This is a genomic window from Streptomyces sp. WAC00040 (assembly GCF_056835925.1).
Genome location: NZ_JAKQZE010000004.1, coordinates 118,980 through 139,701 on the forward strand (window position 1 = coordinate 118,980; position 20,722 = coordinate 139,701).

Sequence of the window (20,722 nt, forward strand, 5' to 3'; positions counted from 1 at the left end):
CCTCAGAGACCGGCCGCGGCCTTGAGCCGGTGGGCGCGGTCGGTCCGCTCCCAGGTGAAGTCGGGCAGTTCACGGCCGAAGTGGCCGTAGGCGGCGGTGGCGGCGTAGATGGGCCGCAGCAGGTCGAGGTCGCGGATGATGGCGGCCGGGCGCAGGTCGAAGACCTCGGCGATGGCCTTCTCGATGCGGTCCTGGGCGACGGTCGCGGTGCCGAAGGTCTCGACGAACAGGCCGACGGGCTCGGCCTTGCCGATGGCGTAGGCGACCTGGACCTCGCAGCGCTCGGCGAGACCGGCGGCGACGACGTTCTTGGCGACCCAGCGCATGGCGTAGGCGGCGGAGCGGTCGACCTTGGAGGGGTCCTTGCCGGAGAAGGCGCCGCCACCGTGGCGGGCCATGCCGCCGTACGTGTCGATGATGATCTTGCGGCCGGTCAGTCCGGCGTCGCCCATGGGGCCGCCGATCTCGAAACGGCCGGTCGGGTTCACCAGGAGGCGGTAGTTGTCGGTCTCAAGCTTGATGCCGTCCTCGGCGAGAGCGGCGAGGACGTGCTCGACGACGTGTTCGCGGATGTCGGGGGTCAGCAGGGAGCCGAGGTCGATGTCGGCGGCGTGCTGGGAGGAGACGACGACGGTGTCGAGCCGGACGGGGCGGCTGCCCTGGTACTCGATGGTGACCTGGGTCTTGCCGTCGGGGCGCAGGTAGGGGACGGTGCCGTCCTTGCGGACCTCGGTGAGCCGGCGGGAGAGGCGGTGGGCGAGCTCGATGGGCAGCGGCATCAGCGAGGGTGTCTCGTTGGTGGCGTAGCCGAACATCAGGCCCTGGTCGCCGGCGCCCTGCCGGTCGAGCTCGTCCGCGGCGGCGCCCTCCACCCGCTTCTCGTACGCGGTGTCGACGCCTTGGGCGATGTCCGGGGACTGCGCGCCGATGGAGACGGAGACACCGCAGGAGGCGCCGTCGAAGCCCTTGGCGGAGGAGTCGTAGCCGATGGCCAGGATCGTGTCGCGGACCAGCTGGGCGATCGGCGCGTACGCCTTGGTGGTGACCTCGCCGGCGATGTGGACCTGACCGGTGGTGATCAGTGTCTCCACCGCGACGCGTGAGGTGGGGTCCTCACGCAGCAGGGCGTCGAGGACGGTGTCGCTGATCTGGTCGGCGATCTTGTCGGGGTGGCCCTCGGTCACGGACTCCGAGGTGAACAGACGTCGGGACATGACTCTCCAGATGTGTGCGGTCGGTTGGACGGTCGGTTCGTCGGCTCGGTCACCGCCCGGTGGTCACCCGGCCCGGCCGGCGACGGCTTCGAGGAGGCGGGCGAGGTCACCGGCGGCGGTCGCGGGGCCGGTGAGCACCACGAGGGGCGGCCGGCCGCCGTCGGCCGCGACGAGGCGGACGATGTCGTGGGCGGCCGGTCCGTGGCCGGAGAACCCGCCGAGCACGAGGGGACCGCCGGCGTCGGTCAGCGGCCGCAGCGCCGTGTAGCGGGCGTGCGGGTCGTCGGGGACCGGGTCCAGCAGCACGAGCGCTTCGGGGCCTGCGTAGGAGCGGGCGAGCAGGTCGTAGCAGGAGTGCGGCGTGCCGTGCGCCGCGAGGAGGCAGACGGTGCCGGCGCCGGCACCGCGGGCGGGGCGCAGGACGGTGAGGGCGGGGGCGCCGGGCGTCTCGTCGTCGGTGGCGGGTCCGGCCGGCGGCTCGAGGGTGAGGTCCGCCGCGACGGAGTGCGCTCCGGTGCCGGCCGGCCGGGCCAGTACGTCGGCGATGGTCAGGGACTCGTCGCCGACGCGGGGCAGGTCGTGCAGCAGGTGCGCGGCGCGGCCGAGGACGTCGGTGATGCCGGTGAGCAGGGCGCGGTCGTAGGTGGCGGTCACCACGAGGGCCCCGTCGCTGTCGTGGTGTGCGGCGAGGGTGAGGGGGAACGCGGTGCGGGCGCCCTGCGGTTCGGGCGGGCCGACGCGGACGGAGCGGGCGGCGAGTTCGGCGGCCAGCGGGTCCAGGGACGGCCGGCCGGCGTCGAAGACGACGAGGCTGCCCGGGTGGACCGTCGCCCTGGCCGGGTCGTCGGTCCAGGCACGGATCTGGCCCGCGGAGACCCATTCGTACGCCGCCATGTCCAGGGCCCGGTCCCGCAGTTGGGCCAGCAGGTGCGGCACGCTGGAGCGGGGGTCGACGGTGACGGTCACCGGCAGGGGGTTGCGCAGGGCGCCGGGCAGCCGCTCCACGCCCTCGAGGAGGATGCCCCGTCCGGAGACGGTCACGCTGAAGCGGACCGGTTCGGGGCGGGCCGATCCGGTGGCCGCGTACAGCAGCAGGGCCCACACGGCCTGCAGTGCGCCGCTCTCGGTGCTGCCCCAGCAGGCGGCCCACTCGCGGAGCAGGGTCGTCCGGGCGGGGGTGAGCCGCAGCCTGGCACGGCCCGTGCCGGCAGGCCCGGCGGCCGGGGTGGCGGGTCCGGCGGGGGTGGGGGGCTCGGGCCAGTGGGCGGCTTCGGGCGGCGGCGCGGCGCGTGCGAAGAACTCCTTGGCCGCGGTGGTGTCCTGGCGCGCCAGCCAGGCCGCGTGGTCGCCCAGGTCGGGGCGGCGTTCGCCGCCCGGCAGCCGGCCGCCGGCCAGGTAGGCGCGGCAGAACTCCCGCAGCAGCAGCCGTACGCTCCACTCGTCGAGCAGGGCGTGGTGGTAGGTCAGCAGCAGCCGCACGGGCGGGGGCGGGTCCGATGCGGCGGGCCCGCCGTCGAGCACGGTGATGCGCAGCGGTCCGGGGCGGCGCGGGTCGAGGCCGCGTCGCCGGTCGCGTGCGACGAGCAGGTTCCAGTCGTGGGTGTGCGGCAGCCGGACGATGTCGGGGGTGACCTGTTCGTGCAGCACGATCCGGGGTTCCGGGCCGTCGTCGAAGGCGGCGCGCAGCACGCTGTCCCGTTCGAAGAGGGACTGCCATGCGGCCGTGAAAAGGTCGGGATCGAGCGGCCCGTGCCAGGTCCAGGTGAGCTGTTCGACGTGCCGGTCGGTGCCGGGGTGGGCGTCGGCGTCGGCGAGCAGGTCGCGCTGGAGCGGGGCCGCCGCGACGGAGTGCAGGGGCGCGCGGCCGGTCGACGCGTCCGTGAGCAGGTCGGCCAGCAGACCGATGGGGAAGTCGCCGGGGGCGCCGGGGGTTTCGGGGGTGATGCTCAGCGCGTGCAGCCCGGGCCCCAGGTACTGGAGCCGGTGCTGCCAGGGCGGGGTGTCCGGGCGGCGGGCGGCGATCCGTTCAAGAGCGGCCTCGATGCGGCCGGTGTCCAGCGGGCCGCGCAGCTCCAGGACGGGCGGGGTGTCGTAGGGGGGCTTTCCGGGGTCGAGGACCACGGCCATCGGCTTGTCCGGCGACTTCCGGGACATGGGTGAGGAGTGATCGGTCGTCATGGTCCGTACGGGGCACGCCCCCTCCCTCCCCTCTCTGCGAGCTCGGAACGAGTATGCGAGGGCCCGCCCATACGGGCCTGATACGGCGCTGACACCGCGGTCGGACGTGCTTTCGGCGCTCCGGGGCGGCCCGGCCCGGGGGGCGTCGCGGCCCCCTCGCCCCTGCCGGGCGGGTGGTGGCGGAGGTGCGGGTCCGCAAAGGGGCACCCGGAAGCCGGACACCTCGGACCGGCCGGGCCCAAAACCGCCCGAGGGCCCGTCACGGCGGGTCGAGGAGGCCGGCGACGGCGCCCATGAAGCCTTCGTCGAGCATGGTGCGGGCAGCGGTGTCGCGGGAGGTGTCGAGGCCGGCGTCGTGGCAGGCCACGCTGATCAGGTAGCGGCCGAGGACACGGTGGGAGGCGAAGGCCCACTCGCCGCGGGCGGCCGGTGCGCCGTCCGGGGCGTACAGCCCGCCGGTGTCGACGCCGAAGCCGAACTCGGTGAAGCCGAGCCGCAGTCCCTGGCCGAGGGCCTTGGTGTAGGCCTCCTTGAGGGTCCACAGCCGCAGCAGTCCGGCTCTGCGCGCGTCGTCCGGCAGTGCTTCGAGTTCCGCGCGCTCGGCCGGGGTGCACACATGGCTCTGGAGCAGGTCGAACGACATGTGCCGGTCGGCGGGTTCGGCGTCGACGCCGATCCGGCCGTTGCGGCTGATGCCGACGGCGATCAGGTCGTCGGTGTGGGTGAGGCTGACGTCGATCTGGTCGAGGCCGCGCAGATAGGGCCGTCCGCCGATCTTGTAGGCGAGGTCGAGGTCGGCGGGGGCGGTGCCCAGCGCGGCGGCGGCCGTGAACTTGGTGGCCAGGCGGGAGGCGACGAAGCGGTAGCGGATCGTCGGGTCCGAGGTGTGCCGGTAGCGCTGCCAGTCGCGGCCGAGCAGCGGGCGCAGCGAGGGGTCGGCGACGGCGCCGGTGAGCCATTCGCCCCACGTGGTGTGCACGACGGCGTTGCCACGCAGATCCATGCCTTCGCGGACCCGGTCCCACGGTCCGTCGGGGCCGCTGACGTGGATCGGTTCGGTGATGCGTTCGGCGTCGGTCCACTGCGCGGGCGTCGCCTCGGTTCTGGTCAAGGGGGTGGTCCTTCCCTGTGTCGCGGCCCGTGCGGGTGTCACTGGGCGAGGGCGGTCGCGTCCAGGTCGCAGCTGCGGCCTGTCCGATAGCGGCGGACCAGTTCGTCCAGTACGTGTTCGGGGCAGCTGTCGGGCAGGCGGGGCACCGGGATGCCGAGCCGTTCGCCGAGCCGGGACAGGGCGAGCACGGCCCAGGCGGGGTCGGCGAGGAAGGGGTCGGCGCCGTCCTGGCCCTCCCAGACGCCGAGGACCGCGGCAGCGGCGAGGATCAGGCTGTAGCGGTCGCTCAGGACACACACGGCGGGGTCGGCGAGTGCGGTGGTGCCGTAGGCGGGCAGCCGGCGGCACTGGTCGCGCAGGGCGCGCAGTTCGGTGACGAACCCTTCGGCCAGGTCGGCGAGGGCGGCGATGTGGCCGCCGACGCCGCGGGAGGCGCCGAGCCGGGCCGCGGAGCCGACGAGGGAGGCGGCCATGAAGTCTCCGCCACCGGCGATGCCCAGCGAGGGGTAGTGCAGCGGGGTCAGGGGGGCGCTGCGGCGGAACAGTTCGGGCGGCGGCTCCTCCTCCGCGAACCAGGAGCGTTCGGCCAGGGTGCGCAGCTGGGGGACGATCACGGCCTGGCAGGAGGCGGTTCCGGCGTGGCCGAGGCCGGCGACCGGCAGGTCCCGTACGAGTTTGTCGAGGGCCCCGTACTCGGGGCTGTCGTGTTCGTAGCCGCGTGCGCCGAGGACGGTGGCGAGCTCTTCCAGGTCCTCCCGCAGCAGGTTGGGAACCACGTATTTGACGGTGGCGGCGAAGATGTGGGCCCGGTCGGGCAGCAGGCTGAGGGCGCGCAGCGCGACGGTGGACATGCTGTCGCAGGCCAGCAGGTCGGCGAAGACGCCGGTCAGCGGTTTGTGCCAGCGGCGTGCGACGGGGCCGCTGCGGCCGGTGGTCGCGGCCCGTACGGCGGAGTGCAGGACGGTGTCGGCGGCCGCGGTGACCACTCCGCAGATCAGGCTGCGGTTGACCTGGAAGGTGCGCAGGGCCAGGGTGACGCCGTCGCCGGTGCCGCCGACGAGGGCGTCCGCGGGGACGGCGTAGTCGGTGAACTCCAGCCCCGAGAAGAGCGCTCCGCGCATGCCCGGGGTGGTGACGCGCGGCAGGTGGCGTACGGCCGGCGGCTGTTGCGGGGCCCGGTCGGGGTCGAGGAGGAGCACGGAGTGGCTGCGTGGTCCGCGGGCCGCGGCGGTGCGTGCGTAGACGATCTGCGCGTCGGCGCGTGCGGCGTTGATGATGACGTCCTTGCGGCCGTCGAGGCGGTAGTCGCCGTCCGCTGCGGTGCGGGCGGTGAACTCGTGCCGCAGGATCGCGTTGGAGTGGGCGAGTTCGTGGTGCAGGATCGTGGCCCGCCCGCCGCTGAGGAGCAGGTTGGCGAGGTGGCGGCGCTGTCGGCCGGTGCCTGCCGCCCATACGGCGCCGGCGGCGAACAGCGAGGTGATGCCGGCGCCGAAGCCGAGGGCGACGTCGCGGCGGAACAGGGGGCGCAGGACGCGTGCGAGCAGGTCCGCCCGGGTGAGCCGGCCGCCGTACTCGGCGGGTACGAACTCGGCGCCGAGCCCTGCCCGGATGAGCAGGCTCTCGGTCTGCGCGGGCGGGGTGCGCCGGTCGTCGGCGGCGAACAGGGCGCGCAGTCCGTGCGGGTTGGCGGGGTCGTACGGGTCGCCGAGGAGCATCTCGAGCCGGGTGGCGCGCCGGACCGCGTCCGCCTCCGCGTCCACGTCCGGTGCCGGGGCCGGTGGCCGGCCGCGCTCATGGCCCGGGTCCCGGACCGGGTCCCGGTCCCGGGCCGTGAGCCGGCCAGGGTCCCGGGCCGGCCGGCTCGCGGCGTGCGCGGCGAGCGCCGGGACGGCGACGGCACTCGCATGCGGCGGGTGAGCGTTCTGATCCAGCACCTCGAACACTCCTTACTCTGCACGTACGCAGGACTTTCGGTGAGGGCGGTCGAGGGCCGGTGGACCGGCGCTCGACGTGGGGTCCGGGTCCCGTGGACATGAACCCGGTCATGGCTTTCTGTCCGCAAATCGCATCCGCAGTTCAGCGGTCCGGTCCGGATTTCCGATCGAGCTTGGCGCGAGCGACGTCCGAGTGTGACGCGAGGGGAATTCGAGTGCGTCTCGAGCGGCCTCCGTCCGCCCTTTTACCGGGCACGAGGAAGGGCTGCGGCCCCCTTCGGGAGCCACAGCCCTTCTTCTGCGCGGCGGTCAGCCCGTCTTGCGGCGGAAGTACCGCTTGCCGCCTGCCGGGTTGGTGCTGCCCTGGATCCGCGCCTGGATGTCGCCCTGCGCCTGGCGGGACGCCCCCTTGCGGTCCTTGCGCTCGAGCGCCTCCCGGAACTTGCGCCTGGCGTCGTCCTCTACGGCATCGTTCTGCGGCGTATCGGCCATGCGAACCTCCTCGGCATAATCAACAGCCGGACCAGCGTGGCACAGAAAGGAAACTCTGACGAGGTCCGATTTCGGCCCTCAATTCGCTACCGTTGAGCCACAATCATGAATTGCTCGTGCAATTGTTCTCAGGGTCCGCGTGTTTCCGGGTGGGCCACAGGTTTTCGGGGTTTCCTGAGGTTCCTGGTTCCTGGGGTGTCAGGGTGCCGCGAGTTCCGCGGCGGTGTCCGGCTTGCGTTCCTCGCCCGGGGCCGCGGTCTGTCCGTCCGGCCCGGGCAGCAGGCGGCTGAGCGCCGCCGTCAGCAGGAAGGCGCCCACGTTGTACCAGAGGGTCGTGGACAGCGCGCCGCCCAGCAGTTCGGCGTCGCCGGTGCCGTGGCCGCCGGTGAGGGAGAAGAAGACCATGCCGACGACCGCGATGCCGGCGGCCGAGCCGAGTTGCATGAAGGCATTGACGACGCCGGAGCCGACGCCGGAGTCCTTCGCGGGCACGTCGCCGAGGACGACGGCGGTCAGGACGGGTGAGCACAGGCCCATGCCGATGCCCATGACGATGCCGGCCGCGGCGACCTGCCACAGCTGCAGTCCGGCTCCCGAGGACCGTACGGCCACGATCGCCGAGAGCACACCGAGGGCCAGGACCAGTGACCCGGCGCCCACCCAGGTGCGTCCGCTCACCGACTTGACCCGCCAGGACACCTGCGTGGCGGCGATGATGGCCAGCGGCCACGCGGCCGTCGCCAGGGCGGTGCGCCACACGGACCAGCCGAGGCCGAACTGCAGGTGGTAGGTGAGGACGAGGAAGAAGGAGCTGATGCCGGTGTAGAACAGGAGGGTGAGGGCCAGTCCGACCCGGAACGACGGCGGGCGGAACAGCGGCGGGGGGATGAGCGCCGAACCGTCGCGTCGGTGGCGGGCCCGCTGCTGCAGCGCGAACAGCACCAGGAGGGCCGCTGCCGCCGCCATGACGGCGAACATCCACAGCGGCCAGCCCTCTTCGCGGCCCTGGACGAGCGGATACAGCAGGCCGAGCGCCGCTGCGGCCAGCAGCAGCACGCCGGTCACGTCGACGCGCAGCGGCTCGTCGGAGCGGCTCTCGGGCACGTAGAAGGCGGCCAGCAGGAGGGTCAGCAGACCCAGGGGCACATTGATCAGGAAGATCGCGCGCCAGCCGAGGCCCAGCAGGTCCAGTTCGGTCAGCACGCCGCCGAGCAGCGGTCCGCTGACGCTGCCCACGATGAGTCCGACGCCGACGAGGGTGAACGCGTTGGCCCATTCCTCGCGGCGGAACAGGGTGACGACGACCGCCATGGTCTGCGGCACCATCAGCGCCGCCATGAGGCCCTGCACGAACCGGCCGGCCACCAGCATCTCGCCGCTGACGGAGACGCCACAGACCACCGAGGCCGCGGTGAATCCCGCGACGCCGGCCATGAAGACGCGTTTACGGCCGAAAATGTCGCCGAGCCGGCCGCCGGTGATCAGCAGCAGTCCGAAGGCGAGGGTGTATCCGGCCAGGGTCCATTGCGCCATCGCGTAGTTGCTGTCGAGGTCGGTCTGGATGGCGGGCAGGACGACGGTGACGATGGACGCGTCGAGCGTGTCGAGGAACATCGCCGCTCCGACGATCGCCAGCGCCAGCCAGCGGCGGCGTGAACCCTGTCCGGGTCCGGAGGTGGTTTCGTTCACCTGATTTCTCCCGGGATGCTCCGGCCTCCAGGCCGGGGAGGAATGGGCCTTGGAGCGGAGCCGCGAAGCGGCGGATTTCTCTGCATCCGCTGTGACCTGCACTTTCGGCTGTTGTCAGTGGTCGGGGGCAGGTTGGACGGGTGAAGATCGTGGTGCGGGTGGATCTGCTGCCGTCGCCCGAGGCGGCGACGGCTTCGGCTGCGACCCTGCCCGCGTGCAACCTTGACCTCCCCAGCTGGTGGACGCGACCCGTGACCGCCCTGCCGTGGGCGGCAGTTCGGGAGCGCGACGAGGCACAGACGACCGAGCCGACGAGTTCTGCCGTTCACGGCCGAGAAGTTGACGTTCAAAGGCTCCCCAGGACGGCGTCGAGCGCCTGATCCATCTCGTCGGCGGTCAGTTCCTCCGCGGCCTGCAGCGCGTCGGCGGTGCGCACCGCGTCGGCGGCCGCTTGTGCCGCGGGCCGCGGCTGGGCGATCTCCAGCAGCCTGGCGAGCACACCGCTCTGCTGAAGCTGCTCGGCGCTCACCCGCGACAGCGCCCATCGGGCCGCCTCCGCGGGGTCGGCGGGCGGGCCGGACTGCTCGGGTTCCCCGTCGAAGTCCAGCCGTACGTACAGGAAGTCGGCGATCGCCCTGGGTGTGGGGTAGTCGAACGCCATGGTGCTCGGCAGCGCCGCCTGCACGTACTTGGACAGCCGGTTGCGCACTTCGACCGCCATCAGCGAGTCCAGGCCGAAGTCCTTGAGCCGTTTGTCGGCCGGCACCGCGGCCGCACCGGCCAGTCCGAGCACGTCGGCGATCTCGTTCTGCACGGTGGTGAGCAGCGACGCGACGCGCTCGTCGGGGGTCAGGCCGGCGAGACGCTCGGCGAACGACACGGTCTGCGGGGCCTGTGCGCGCACCTGCCGCAGCTGCGGGCGGACCAGCGAGCGCAGCAGCGGGACGACCTCGCCGGTGTCGCCGCGCAGCGTGGCGACATCCAGCTTCAGCGGGACCAGCAGGGTCTCCGGCCGGGCCAGCGCCACATCCAGCAGGGCCATGCCCTCCTGCGCCGTCAGTGCCCGGGCGCCGCGGCGGCGCACCCGGGCCAGGTCCGCGTCGCCGAGGTGCGCGGTCATCCCCGTGCCGCCCTGGGCCCACAGGCCCCAGGCGAGACTGGCCGCGGGCAGGCCGCGCTTGCGCCGGTGGGCGGCGAGTGCGTCCAGGAAGGCGTTGGCGGCCGCGTAGTTGCTCTGGCCCGGGGCGCCGAGGGTGCCGGCCGCGGAGGAGAAAAGGACGAACGCCGCGAGGTCGAGGTCCTCGGTCAGTTCGTGCAGGTGGAGGGCGCCCGCCACCTTGGGTTCCAGGACCCGCCGGAACCGCTCCGCGCTCTGGTTGTGCACCACGCCGTCGTCCAGCACGGCCGCCAGGTGGAGCACGGCGGTGAGCGGGTGGCCGGCGGGGACGGCGGCCAGTACCGAGGCGACGTCGTCGCGGCGGGAGACGTCGCAGGCGGTCACGGTGACGGACCGGGCGCCCGCCTCCTCCAGTTGCCGGACCAGTTCGGCGGTGCCGGGCGCGTTCGGGCCCCGGCGTGAGGTCAGCACCAGGTGCCGTATGCCGTGTTCGCGTACCAGGTGGTGGGCCACCAGCCGGCCCAGTTCTCCGGTGCCGCCGGTGAGCAGTGCCGTGCCGTCCGTGTCCAGGGCGCGCGGCACGGTGAGGACGATCTTGCCCACGTGCCGGCCCTGCGCCATGTGGCGGAACGCGGCGGGCGCCTCGCGCACGTCGAACGCCTCGTACGGCAGCGGTGCGAGGACCCCTTGTTCCAGCAGATCGGCGATGACCCGCAGCATCTGCTGGATCCGGTCGGCGCCGCTGTCACGCAGGTCGTACGCCTGGTAGGTGACGCCGGGGTGGTCGGCCGCGACCTGCTCCGCGTCCCTGATGTCGGTCTTGCCCATCTCCAGGAAACGTCCGCCGCCGGGCATCAGCCGCAACGACGCGTCGACGAACGTGCCGGTCAGGGAGTTGAGTACGACGTCGACACCGCGGCCATGGGTCGCGCTCCTGAACCGGGTCTCGAACGCGGTGTCCCGCGACGAGGCGATCCGGTCGCCGGGCAGTCCCAGCCGGCGCAGCGTGTCCCACTTGGCCGGCCCGGCCGTGCCGTACGCCTCGGCGCCGAAGTGCCGGGCGAGTTGCAGGGCGGCCATACCGACGCCGCCCGCGGCCGCGTGCACCAGCAGCCGTTCACCGGCGCGCAGCCGGGCGAGGTCGTGCAGGCCGTAGTAGGCGGTGAGGAACACCAGCGGCACCGTCGCCGCCCGTGCGAACGACAGGCCGGGCGGGATCCGCACCATCAGGCGGGCGTCCACGCACACCTCGGTGCCGAAGGTGCCCGTCGCCAGGCCCATCACCCGGTCGCCGGGGCGCAGTCCGGTGACGTCGGGGGCCGTCTCGACGACGACGCCGGCGCATTCGAGGCCGAGCCGCGGCGAGTACACCATGTCGAGCGCGTTGAGTACGTCCCGGAAGTTCATGCCGGAGGCCCGGATCGCCACCCTGATGTGGCCGGCGGGCAGGGGCTCCGTCCCGGTGGGGCGGAACTCGAAGGTGTCCAGCCGTCCCCGTTCCCGGATGTCCAGGTGCCAGGGCGCGCCGCCCGGTGCCGGGGCGGTGCCGGCGTCGGGCGCCGGGGCACGCTGCAGCCGCGGCACCAGGACGGTGTCGCCCCGCAGCACCATTTCCGGCTCCCCGCCGACGGCGAGCGCCCGGGCCAGCAGACCGGGGTCGCTCACGTCGGAGCCGACGTCGACCAGGCGAAGCGACCGGTCGGGGTGCTCGGCGCGTACCGCGCGCAGCAGTCCGGCCAGCGGTGTGTGCGTCAGTGACGCGGCGGGGTCCTCCGGCCGGGCGGCGACGGCGTCCCGGGTGATCCACACGATCTCGCAGTCGTCCAGCAGCGGGTCGGACAGGAAGTCCTGTACCTGGTGCAGCGCCCGGACCACCGCGTCCTGGGCCGCGTCCTGGGTGTCGTTCTGCCGGATCCCGATCGCGGCGCCGGTCAGGTCGACGACGATGCGGGACGGGGGGATGTCACCGAAGTCCGGCAGGCTGGTGCCGGTGGCCGCCGGTGTGACTCCCAGCCATGCGGCGGCGATGCCGTCGGCGCCGACGAGCGCGGTCCCCCCGGTGCCCGGGGTGTCGGTGCCCGGGGCCGGGGTGGCGGCGTCCGTGTCCAGGGCGAGTTGCTGGTAGTGGATGCGGTGGAGGTCCTCGGAGCCGGTCTGCGGGGCGGCGGCCTCGCGCAGTCGGGCCATGTCGGCCCGGCGGGCCTCGAGCCCGCCGACGGTGAGGACCGGCTCGCCCGTGGCGTCGGCGACGAGGAGCCGCACCGTGGTCCCGTCGGTCCGCTCCGCGCGTATGCGCAGTTCGGTGCCGCCGGTGGCGTGGAGTTCGACGTCCCGCCAGGCGAACGGCATCAGGACGGTGCCGTCCTCCGCCGCGCCCTGCCCGTCGCCGGCGTCCATCGGTCCGGCTGCCGCGAGCAGGTGCAGGGCGGCGTCCAGCAGCGCCGGGTGGATCCCGTAACCGGTGACGGCGTCGGCAGGGGCGGCCGTGACGGCTGTGGCGGGGGCGGTGTCGGTTCCCGGGGCGGGCAGTCGTACGACCCCGTACAGGGCGTCGCCGGACCGCCAGGCCTCGGTCAGCCCCTGGAAGAGGGGGCCGTACTCCAGTCCTTGCGTGTGGCAGCGTTCGTAGAAGCCGCCGAGGTCGATACGGTCGCCGCCGCCCACCGGCCAGGCCGGCCCGCTGAGCGCGCCGGCCGTGGGGCTGTTCGTGCCGTCGTCGAGTTCACCAGTGGCATGCCGGGTCCACGTACCGGCATCGGCGGTGTTCTCCGGCTGACTGTGCACGGACAGTGAGCGCCGTCCTCGGTCGTCGGGGGCGCCGACCCGCACCTGGAGCCGCATGGGGACGCCGGGGTGCAGCACCAGCGGCTGGGCCAGGGTCAGTTCACCGACCCGCGCCGCGCCGACCGCCCGTGCCGCGGCGAGCGCCATGTCCAGCAGACCGGTGCCGGGCACCAGGACCGTTCCGCTGATCGCGTGGTCCGTCAGCCAGGGCTGGTCCTGGGTGGAGATCCGCCCGGTCAGCAGATGTCCCTCGCCGTCGGCCACTGTGGTGGCCGCCCCCAGCCAGGAGTGCCCGGAGGCGACCAGGCCCATGGAGCCGGCGTCGCCCGCACCCGCGCTCTTGCCCGTCGCCGGCTCCGGCCAGTAGCGCTGCCGCTGGAAGGCGTAGGTGGGCAGCTCCACCGGCGCGGCGGCGTCGGGCAGGAACGCGCGGAAGTCCACCGGGTGGCCTTCGCTGTGCAGGACGGCGAGCGAGCGCAACAGCTGGGCCATGTCGCCCCGTTCGCGCGCCAGGCTGCCGACCACGACGCCGCCGTCTGCGGAGCAGGCGTCGGTCAGCGGCATTCCCAGCACCGGGTGCGGGCTGATCTCGACGAACACCCCGAATCCGGCTGCGGAAAGGCTCTGCAGGGCCCGGTCGAGGCGGACGGTCTCCCGCAGGTTGCGGCACCAGTAGGCGGCGTCCAGCGTGTCCCCGTCCACCATCGTGCCGGTGACCGTCGAGCAGAACGGAACGGACCAGGCCCGCGGACGCAGACCGGCCAGGCCGGCCGCCAGAGCGGGAAGGATCGGATCCATGTGCGCGCTGTGCCCGGCGGCGTCGGACTGGACCCGGCGGCAGAACACGTCGCGTCCTTCCGTCTCGGCGAGCAGTCGCTCCACGGCGTCGGCATCCCCGGAGACCACCGTGGAGGTGGCCGTGTTGACCACCGCGACGGACAGCGCGTCCCCGTACGGTGCGATCAGCTCCTCGACGTCGGCGACCGGCAGTTCCAGCAGCGCCATCGCGCCGCGGCCGCTGCACTCACGCAGCAGCGCCTGGCTGCGCAGCGCCACCAGGCGGGCGCCGTCCTCGAGGGACAGCGCCCCGGCGACCACCGCGGCGGGCACCTCGCCCTGGCTGCTGCCGACCACGGCGGCCGGCTCGACGCCCAGGCCACGCCACTGGGCCGCCAGGCCGATCATGACCGTGAAGAGCGCGGGCTGCAGCACGTCGATCCGGTCGAACGGCGGCAGCGCGTCGTCCGGGAGGCCGCTGTCCGGACCCGCGAGCAGCGCCAGGACGGACCATCCCGTCCAGGGCAGCAGAGCGGCGTCGCACTCCTCGACCGTCTCACGGAACACCGGGGACTGCACGAGCAGTTGCCTGCCCATCTCCCGCCATTGGCTGCCCTGTCCGGGGAAGACGAAGACAGCCTTGCCCCGGTCGCGCGCCGTGCCTGTCACCAGCTGAGGATGCGACACGCCGTCCACGAGGGCCCGCAGGGCCGCGGCCGCCTCGGCGTTGGTCGACGCGACGGCGCCCGCACGGTGTTCCAGGTGGGTGCGGTGCAGGGCGGCGGTGGCGGCGACGTCCCGCAGCGGCACATCGGGGTGGGCGGCCAGCCAGTCGGCCCAGCGGCCGGCCTGTGCCCGCAGCGCGTCCTCGTCGGTGCCCGACACGACCAGCGGCACGGCCACCGGAGCCGGGGCCTCGACCACCGCCGGCGCGGCAGTGACGAGGGCGGGTGCTTCTTCGATGACGACGTGGGCGTTGGTGCCGCTCAGGCCGAAGGAGGAGACGCCGGCGCGGCGGGTGCGCTCGCCCTTGTGCCAGGGCTGCGGCTGCTGGAGCAGGGTCAGGCCGCTGGTGTCCCAGTCGACGTGCGGGCTGGGCTCGTCGGCGTGCAGCGTGCGGGGCAGCGTCTCGTGCTGGAGGGCGAGGACCATCTTCATCACGCCGACGACGCCGGCGGCGGCCTGTGTGTGGCCGAGGTTCGACTTGACCGACCCGAGGAAAACCTGATGTTCGCCGAAGACTTCGGCGAGAGCGCCGGCCTCGATCGGATCGCCCAGCGAGGTACCCGTGCCGTGTGCCTCGATCGCGTCGATGTCGGCGGGGGTGAGGCGGGCGGACGCCAGGGCGTCGCGGACGACCCGCTGCTGGGAGGGTCCGTTGGGGGCGGTCAGGCCGTTGCTCGCGCCGTCCTGGTTGACCGAGGAGCCGCGGACGACGGCCAGGACGCGGTCGCCGTCCCGCTCGGCAGCCGACAGGCGCTTCAGCACCAGGACGCCCGCGCCCTCGGCCCAGATGGCGCCGTCGGCCCGGGCGGAGAAGCTCTTGCAGCGGCCGTCCGTCGCCGTCCCCTTCAGACGGCTGAACTCCACGAACGTCGACGGTGTCGACATCACCGTGACACCGCCGACGAGGGCGAGGTCGCACTCGCCCTGCCGCAGGGCGCCTGCCGCCAGGTGCAGGGCGACGAGGGAGGACGAGCAGGCCGTGTCGATCGTGACGGCCGGGCCCTGCAGGCCCAGCGCGTAGGAGATCCGGCCGGAGATCACACTGCTCGCGTTGCCGGTGCTCATGTAGCCGTCGAGGGCGTCGAGGCCCTGGCCCTGGCGGTCGTAGTCCGAGCTCATCGCGCCGAGGTAGACCCCGGTACGGCTGTCACGCAGCGAGTCGGGCCGGATGCCGGCGCGCTCCAGCGCCTCCCACGACGCCTCCAGCACCAGGCGCTGCTGCGGGTCCATCGACTGCGCCTCACGCGGGCTGATGCCGAAGAACGCGGCGTCGAAGTCCTCGACACCGTCGAGGAATCCGCCCTCGCGGGTGTAGCTCTTGCCGACGGCATCGGGGTCGGGGTCGTAGAGGTCCAGGTCGTCCCAGCGGGAGGGGAACGGGCCGATGGCGTCGCCGCCCTCGGCCAGGAGCTGCCAGAAACCTTCGGGGGTGTCGATACCGCCCGGCAGACGGCAGGCCATCGACACGATGGCGATCGGGTCGTCGGGCGTGCCGCGCTCGGGTACGGGGGCCGACCGTGTCGCCATTGCGGTCGTGTCGGCCAGGTCGAGACGGTCGAGGAGGAGGTCGGCGACGGCGGCGGGGGTGGGATGGTCGAAGGCGAGGGTGGCGGGCAGCGCCACCTCGGTCGCCGCGGACAACCGGCGACGCAGCTCGACCGCCATCAGCGAGTCCAGGCCGAGCTCCTTGAACGCCTGGTGATCACCGACACCGTCCGCGCTGGACGCCCCCAGCACGACCGCCGCCTCAGAACGCACCAACTGGACCAGATACGGCAGCCGTTCGCCCTCCGCCAGCCCCACCAGCCGGTCACGCAACACGCTGCCCCGGCCACCGGAGGGGGTGCCGGCCGCCGGGCGGGGGCGCCTCCTGCGCACGAGTGCCCGCAGCAGGGCGGGCGGGTCCTCGACCCGCGCCGTCTCCAGCCTGACCGGAACGAGGTGCGCATACGACTGGAGCAGAGCGGCGTCCAACGCCGCCAGTGCCTGCTGCTGGGACAGAGCGCCGAAGCCCTGGCGCCGCATCCGCGCCACGTCCGCCTCCCCCAGCCCGGCAGTCAGCCCGAGACCGGCCTGCTGCCACAGACCCCAGGAGAGGCTGGTCGCGGCCAGCCCCTCACCACGGCGGAGGGCGGCAAGCGTGTCCAGCGCCGTATTGGCGGCAGCGTAGGTGCTCTGACCGGCCGTGCCCAGCACACCCGACGCCGACGAGAACAACACGAACGCCGCCAACTCAAGACCGAGTTCGCGGGTGAGGTCGTGCAGGTGGAGCGCACCCTCGGTCTTCGGGCCCAGGACGCGGGCCAGACGGTCAGGGGTCTGGTCGGTGAGGAGTCCGTCGTCGAGGACGGCGGCGAGGTGGAACACACCGGTCCACGGGTGGGCGGTGTCCACGCCGGTGAGCAGGGCACGGACCTGGGCGCGGTCGGCCACGTCACACGCGACGACCTCGACACGCTCGGCACCCGCCGCGGTCAACTCCCCCACCAACTCATCGGCGCCAGGTGCGTCCGTGCCACGACGTGAGGTCAGCACCAGACGGCGCACCCCATGCTCATGGACCAGGTGACGGGCCAACGCCTGACCCAACTCGCCCGTGCCGCCCGTGATCAGGACCGTGCCGGCAGGATCCAGCCCACGGCTCTGCGCGCCGGCGGCTGCCGACGCCCGGACCAGTCGGGCCGCCAGCACCTTGCCTGCGCGGACGATCAGCTCGGGCTCGTCCGCCACTCGCACGGCCGACGCCAAGCCCTCATCGGTGTCGGTGTCGATCAGGCGGATCACCCGCTCGGGGTGCTCACTGCGCGCCGAACGCACCAGACCCCACAACGACGCCTGGCCCACGTCCACGGCGTCCTCACCGACCGCACCGCAGGTCACCAACACGATCTCGGCTGTGTCGCCGGTCAACGCCTGCTGGAGTTCGGCCAGTCCACGTCCGGCGACCTCCGTCACCGCACCCGACCAGCCCCGCGCGTCGATCACCAGCCGCTCGGCGTCACGGGATTCAGCCGAAGCGCCCACCGGCTGGAACTCCACCCGGTACAGGTGGTCCACCGATGTCGCCGCCGCCCGGATCTGCTCCGCCGTGGCCGGCCGTACCTGGAGTCCCTCGATCCGGGCGACGGGGTCGCCGTTCTCGTCGGCGACCCGGATCCGGGCCGTCGAGTTCTCACTGTCCATCTCGGCACGGACCCGCAGCACGGAGCCCGCCACCGCCTCGAGGCTCACCCCGGTCCACTCGAACGGCAGCAGCACGCTGTCCTCGGTGCTCTGCTCCCCTGCTGCTGCGATGAGGGTGTGCAGGGCGGTGTCGAGGAGTGCGGGGTGGATGCCGTAGCCGTCGGTCGTGACGTCCTCGGGCAGCCGCACCAGGCCATAAGCCGTGTCGCCGTCACGCCACAACTCGCTCAGGCCCTGGAATGCGGGGCCGTACTCGATGCCGATGGTGTCCAGACGCTCGTAGAAACCGTCCAGGTCCACCCGCTGCGCACCCGCCACCGGCCACTGCGCCAACGCCTCGAACCCGCCGGACGCGACGGCCGGTGCCTCACTCAGCACGCCGGACGCATGCCGCACCCACTCACCGTCCTCACCACGCCGGCTGTAGACCGCCACCGCACGACGACCATCCGGACCGGGCACACCCACCGTCACCTGAAGCCGCAGCTCACCCTCCAGCGGAACGACCAGCGCCTCCAGGAGCGCCAGCTCCTCCACCCGGCCCGCACCCACGAAATGGCCCGCCGACAAAGCGAGTTCCAACAACGCGGTACCGGGAACGATCACCGTGCCGAACACCGCGTGATCGGCCAACCAGCCGAACTCACGCAGCGACACACGACCGCTGAACACATGACCCTCGCCGTCGGCGAGCGCGGTCACCGCACCCAGCCACGGATGCCCGGCCGACTCCAACCCCACCGAGGTCACATCACCGGAGGTGGACACCTGCTGCCAGAAGCGTTCGCGTTGGAAGGCGTAGGTGGGCAGGTCGATACGGGTGGCGCCGGTCCCCGTGAACAGGGCGTCCCAGTCGACGTCCTGGCCGAGGACGTGCAGTTCGGTGAGTGCGGTCAGCACCCCGGCGACCTCGTCCGCACCCTTGCGGGCACTGGCGACGAAGCGGCTGACGGAGTCGTCCGCCACGCCCTCGCTGCCCATGGCCGTCAGCACGCCCCGCGGACCGCATTCCACGTAGCGGCCGGGTCCGACGTCCTCCAGGGTGCGTACGGCGTCCCAGAAGCGCACCGCTTCGCGTACCTGCGTCACCCAGTAGGCAGGGGATCGCATGCCCTCGCCCGCCGTGAGCTCCCTTCCCATCCAGGCGCCGGTCACCGACGACACGAGGGGTGTCCGCGGCTCGTCGAACCGGCATCCGGCGGCGATCTCGGCGAACTCCTCCAGCATCGTGTCCATGTGCGCGCTGTGGAACGCGTGCGACACCTCGAGGCGCCGTGTGCGCCGCCCTTCGTCGGCGAAGTGCTGTTCGACCTGTTCAACGGCTGCGGCGTCGCCGCTGACCACGACCTGGGCCGGACCGTTGACCCCCGCCACCGACACCCGTCCGGGGACCATGTCCAGGACGGCCACGACCTCGGCCTCCGAAGCCTCCACCGAGGCCATGACCCCACCCGGTTCGCAGGCCTGCATCAGCCTGCCGCGCGCCACCGCGAGACGCGCCGCGTCCTCGAGGGGCAGGACACCCGCGACGTGAGCCGCCGCAACTTCCCCCACCGAGTGTCCGGTCACCACTGATGCGGAGAGCCCCCAGGACTCCCACAGCCGGAACAGCGCCACCTCGAACGCGAACAACCCGGGCTGGGCGAACTCCGTCCGTTCCAGCGTGGCCGCGTCGGACCCGAACACCACATCCTTCAACGAGCGGCCCAGCAGCCCGTCCGCCACGTCACACACCTGGTCGAACGCTTCGGCGAACACGGGGAACGCCTCGTACAACCCCCGCCCCATCCCTGCCCGCTGGCTCCCCTGGCCGGGGAACAGGAACGCCACGCCACCCGGCGTCGAGGACGTGGAGGTACCGGTGACCGCGCCGGCGGACGAGCGGCCCTCGCTCAACGCCCGCAGGCCCGTGACGGCCTCCGCCACCGAGCCGGCGATCACGCCCGCCCGGTGTTCGAACCGTGTCCGTCGCGCCGCGGAGAGCGCGACGTCGGCGAGGGCCGGCTCCTCGCCGACACCGGCCTCCAGCCGGTCGGCGAGGCGGGCCGCGTTCTCCCGCAGGGCCCCCTCGTCACGGCCGGACACCACCACCGGAAGCGCGGGGAGCCGACGGCCCTGGTCCTCCGCGGGCTCCACCGGCGTGGCTGCCGGGGCCTCCTCCAGCACCACATGCGCATTGGTGCCGCTCAGGCCGAAGGAGGAGACGCCGGCGCGGCGGGTGCGCTCGCCCTTGTGCCAGGGCTGCGGCTGCTGAAGCAGGGTCAGGCCGCTGGTGTCCCAGTCGACGTGCGGGCTGGGCTCGTCGGCGTGCAGAGTGCGGGGCAGCGTCTCGTGCTGGAGCGCGAGGACCATCTTCATCACGCCGACGACGCCGGCGGCGGCCTGTGTGTGGCCGAGGTTCGACTTGACCGACCCGAGGAACACCTGATGTTCGCCGAAGACTTCGGCGAGAGCGCCGGCCTCGATCGGATCGCCCAGCGAGGTGCCGGTGCCGTGCGCCTCGATCGCGTCGATGTCGGCGGGGGTGAGCTGCGACAGAGCGAGCGCGTCACGGACGACCCTCTGCTGGGAGGGCCCATTGGGGGCGGTCAGGCCGTTGCTCGCGCCGTCCTGGTTGACGGCGGAGCCGCGGATCACGGCCAGGACACGGTCGCCGTCCCGCTCGGCAGCCGACAGGCGCTTCAGCACCAGGACGCCCGCGCCCTCGGACAGTCCGGTCCCGTCGGCCCGGGCAGAGAAGCTCTTGGAACGCCCGTCGGCAGCGGCTCCCTTGAGGCGGCTGAACTCCACGAGGGTCGACGGTGTCGACATCACCGTGACACCGCCGGCCAAGGCGAGGTCGCACTCGCCCTGCCGCAGTGCCGTGGCCGCCAGGTGCAGGGCGACGAGGGAGGACGAGCAGGCCGTGTCGATCGTGACGGCCGGACCCTGCAGGCCCAGCGCGTAGGACACCCGTCCCGAAACCACGCTGCTGGCGTTGCCGGTGCTGACGTAACCGTCGAGGGCGTCGAGGTCATGGCCCTGCTGGTTGCCGTAATCGGCACTCATCGCGCCGAGGTAGACCCCGGTACGGCTGCCGCTGAGTGCGCCGGGGCGGATACCGGCGCGCTCCAGCGCCTCCCACGACGCCTCCAGCACCAGGCGCTGCTGCGGGTCCATCGACTGCGCTTCACGCGGGCTGATACCGAAGAACGCGGCATCGAAGTCCTCGACACCGTCGAGGAATCCGCCCTCGCGTGCGTAGCTCTTGCCCACGGCATCGGGGTCGGGGTCGTACAGGTCCAGGCCGTCCCAGCGGGAGGGGAACGGGCCGACGGCGTCCCCGCCCTCGACCAGGAGCTGCCAGAAGCCCTCGGGCGTGTCGATACCGCCCGGCAGACGGCACGCCATCGACACGATGGCGATCGGCTCCGTGCGCGCCGCGCGCTCCGTGCTGAGTTCCTTCTCCGTCTCGACCAGGGCGGTGGTGGCACGACGGAGGTAGGACTCGAGCTTCTCAACTTCGGACGCGGTCATC

At 73.0% G+C, this 20,722-nt stretch carries 7 protein-coding genes; all 7 read right to left on the reverse strand.

The window, feature by feature from the left end; genetic code table 11:
* Nucleotides 1–2: 2 nt before the first annotated feature.
* On the reverse strand, nt 3–1,214 hold the full coding sequence (gene metK, locus MDN94_RS31210; protein ID WP_482729215.1) for a methionine adenosyltransferase: 1,212 nt from the start codon (nt 1,212–1,214) through the stop codon (nt 3–5).
* A 63-nt stretch (nt 1,215–1,277) separates the two neighbouring features.
* Nucleotides 1,278–3,392 (reverse strand): condensation domain-containing protein, encoded by a 2,115-nt coding sequence (locus MDN94_RS31215; RefSeq protein WP_482729216.1) that lies wholly within the window; start codon nt 3,390–3,392, stop codon nt 1,278–1,280.
* Nucleotides 3,393–3,651: 259 nt separating this feature from the next.
* Nucleotides 3,652–4,503, reverse strand: coding sequence for a 4'-phosphopantetheinyl transferase family protein (locus MDN94_RS31220; protein WP_441267573.1), 852 nt, complete (start codon nt 4,501–4,503; stop codon nt 3,652–3,654).
* Between the two features lie 38 nt (nt 4,504–4,541).
* The gene (locus MDN94_RS31225) at nt 4,542–6,437 is read right to left on the reverse strand and encodes an acyl-CoA dehydrogenase family protein (RefSeq protein WP_482729217.1); all 1,896 of its coding nucleotides are present in this window, start codon (nt 6,435–6,437) and stop codon (nt 4,542–4,544) included.
* A 309-nt stretch (nt 6,438–6,746) separates the two neighbouring features.
* Nucleotides 6,747–6,929: a DUF5302 domain-containing protein gene (locus tag MDN94_RS31230; protein ID WP_453462219.1), complete on the reverse strand. Its 183-nt coding sequence runs from the start codon at nt 6,927–6,929 to the stop codon at nt 6,747–6,749.
* A 198-nt stretch (nt 6,930–7,127) separates the two neighbouring features.
* Nucleotides 7,128–8,618, reverse strand: a complete 1,491-nt coding sequence (locus tag MDN94_RS31235) for an MFS transporter (RefSeq protein ID WP_482729218.1) — start codon at nt 8,616–8,618, stop codon at nt 7,128–7,130.
* 346 nt (nt 8,619–8,964) lie between these two features.
* The gene (locus MDN94_RS31240) at nt 8,965–20,721 is read right to left on the reverse strand and encodes an SDR family NAD(P)-dependent oxidoreductase (RefSeq protein WP_482729219.1); all 11,757 of its coding nucleotides are present in this window, start codon (nt 20,719–20,721) and stop codon (nt 8,965–8,967) included.
* Nucleotide 20,722 lies beyond the last annotated feature (1 nt).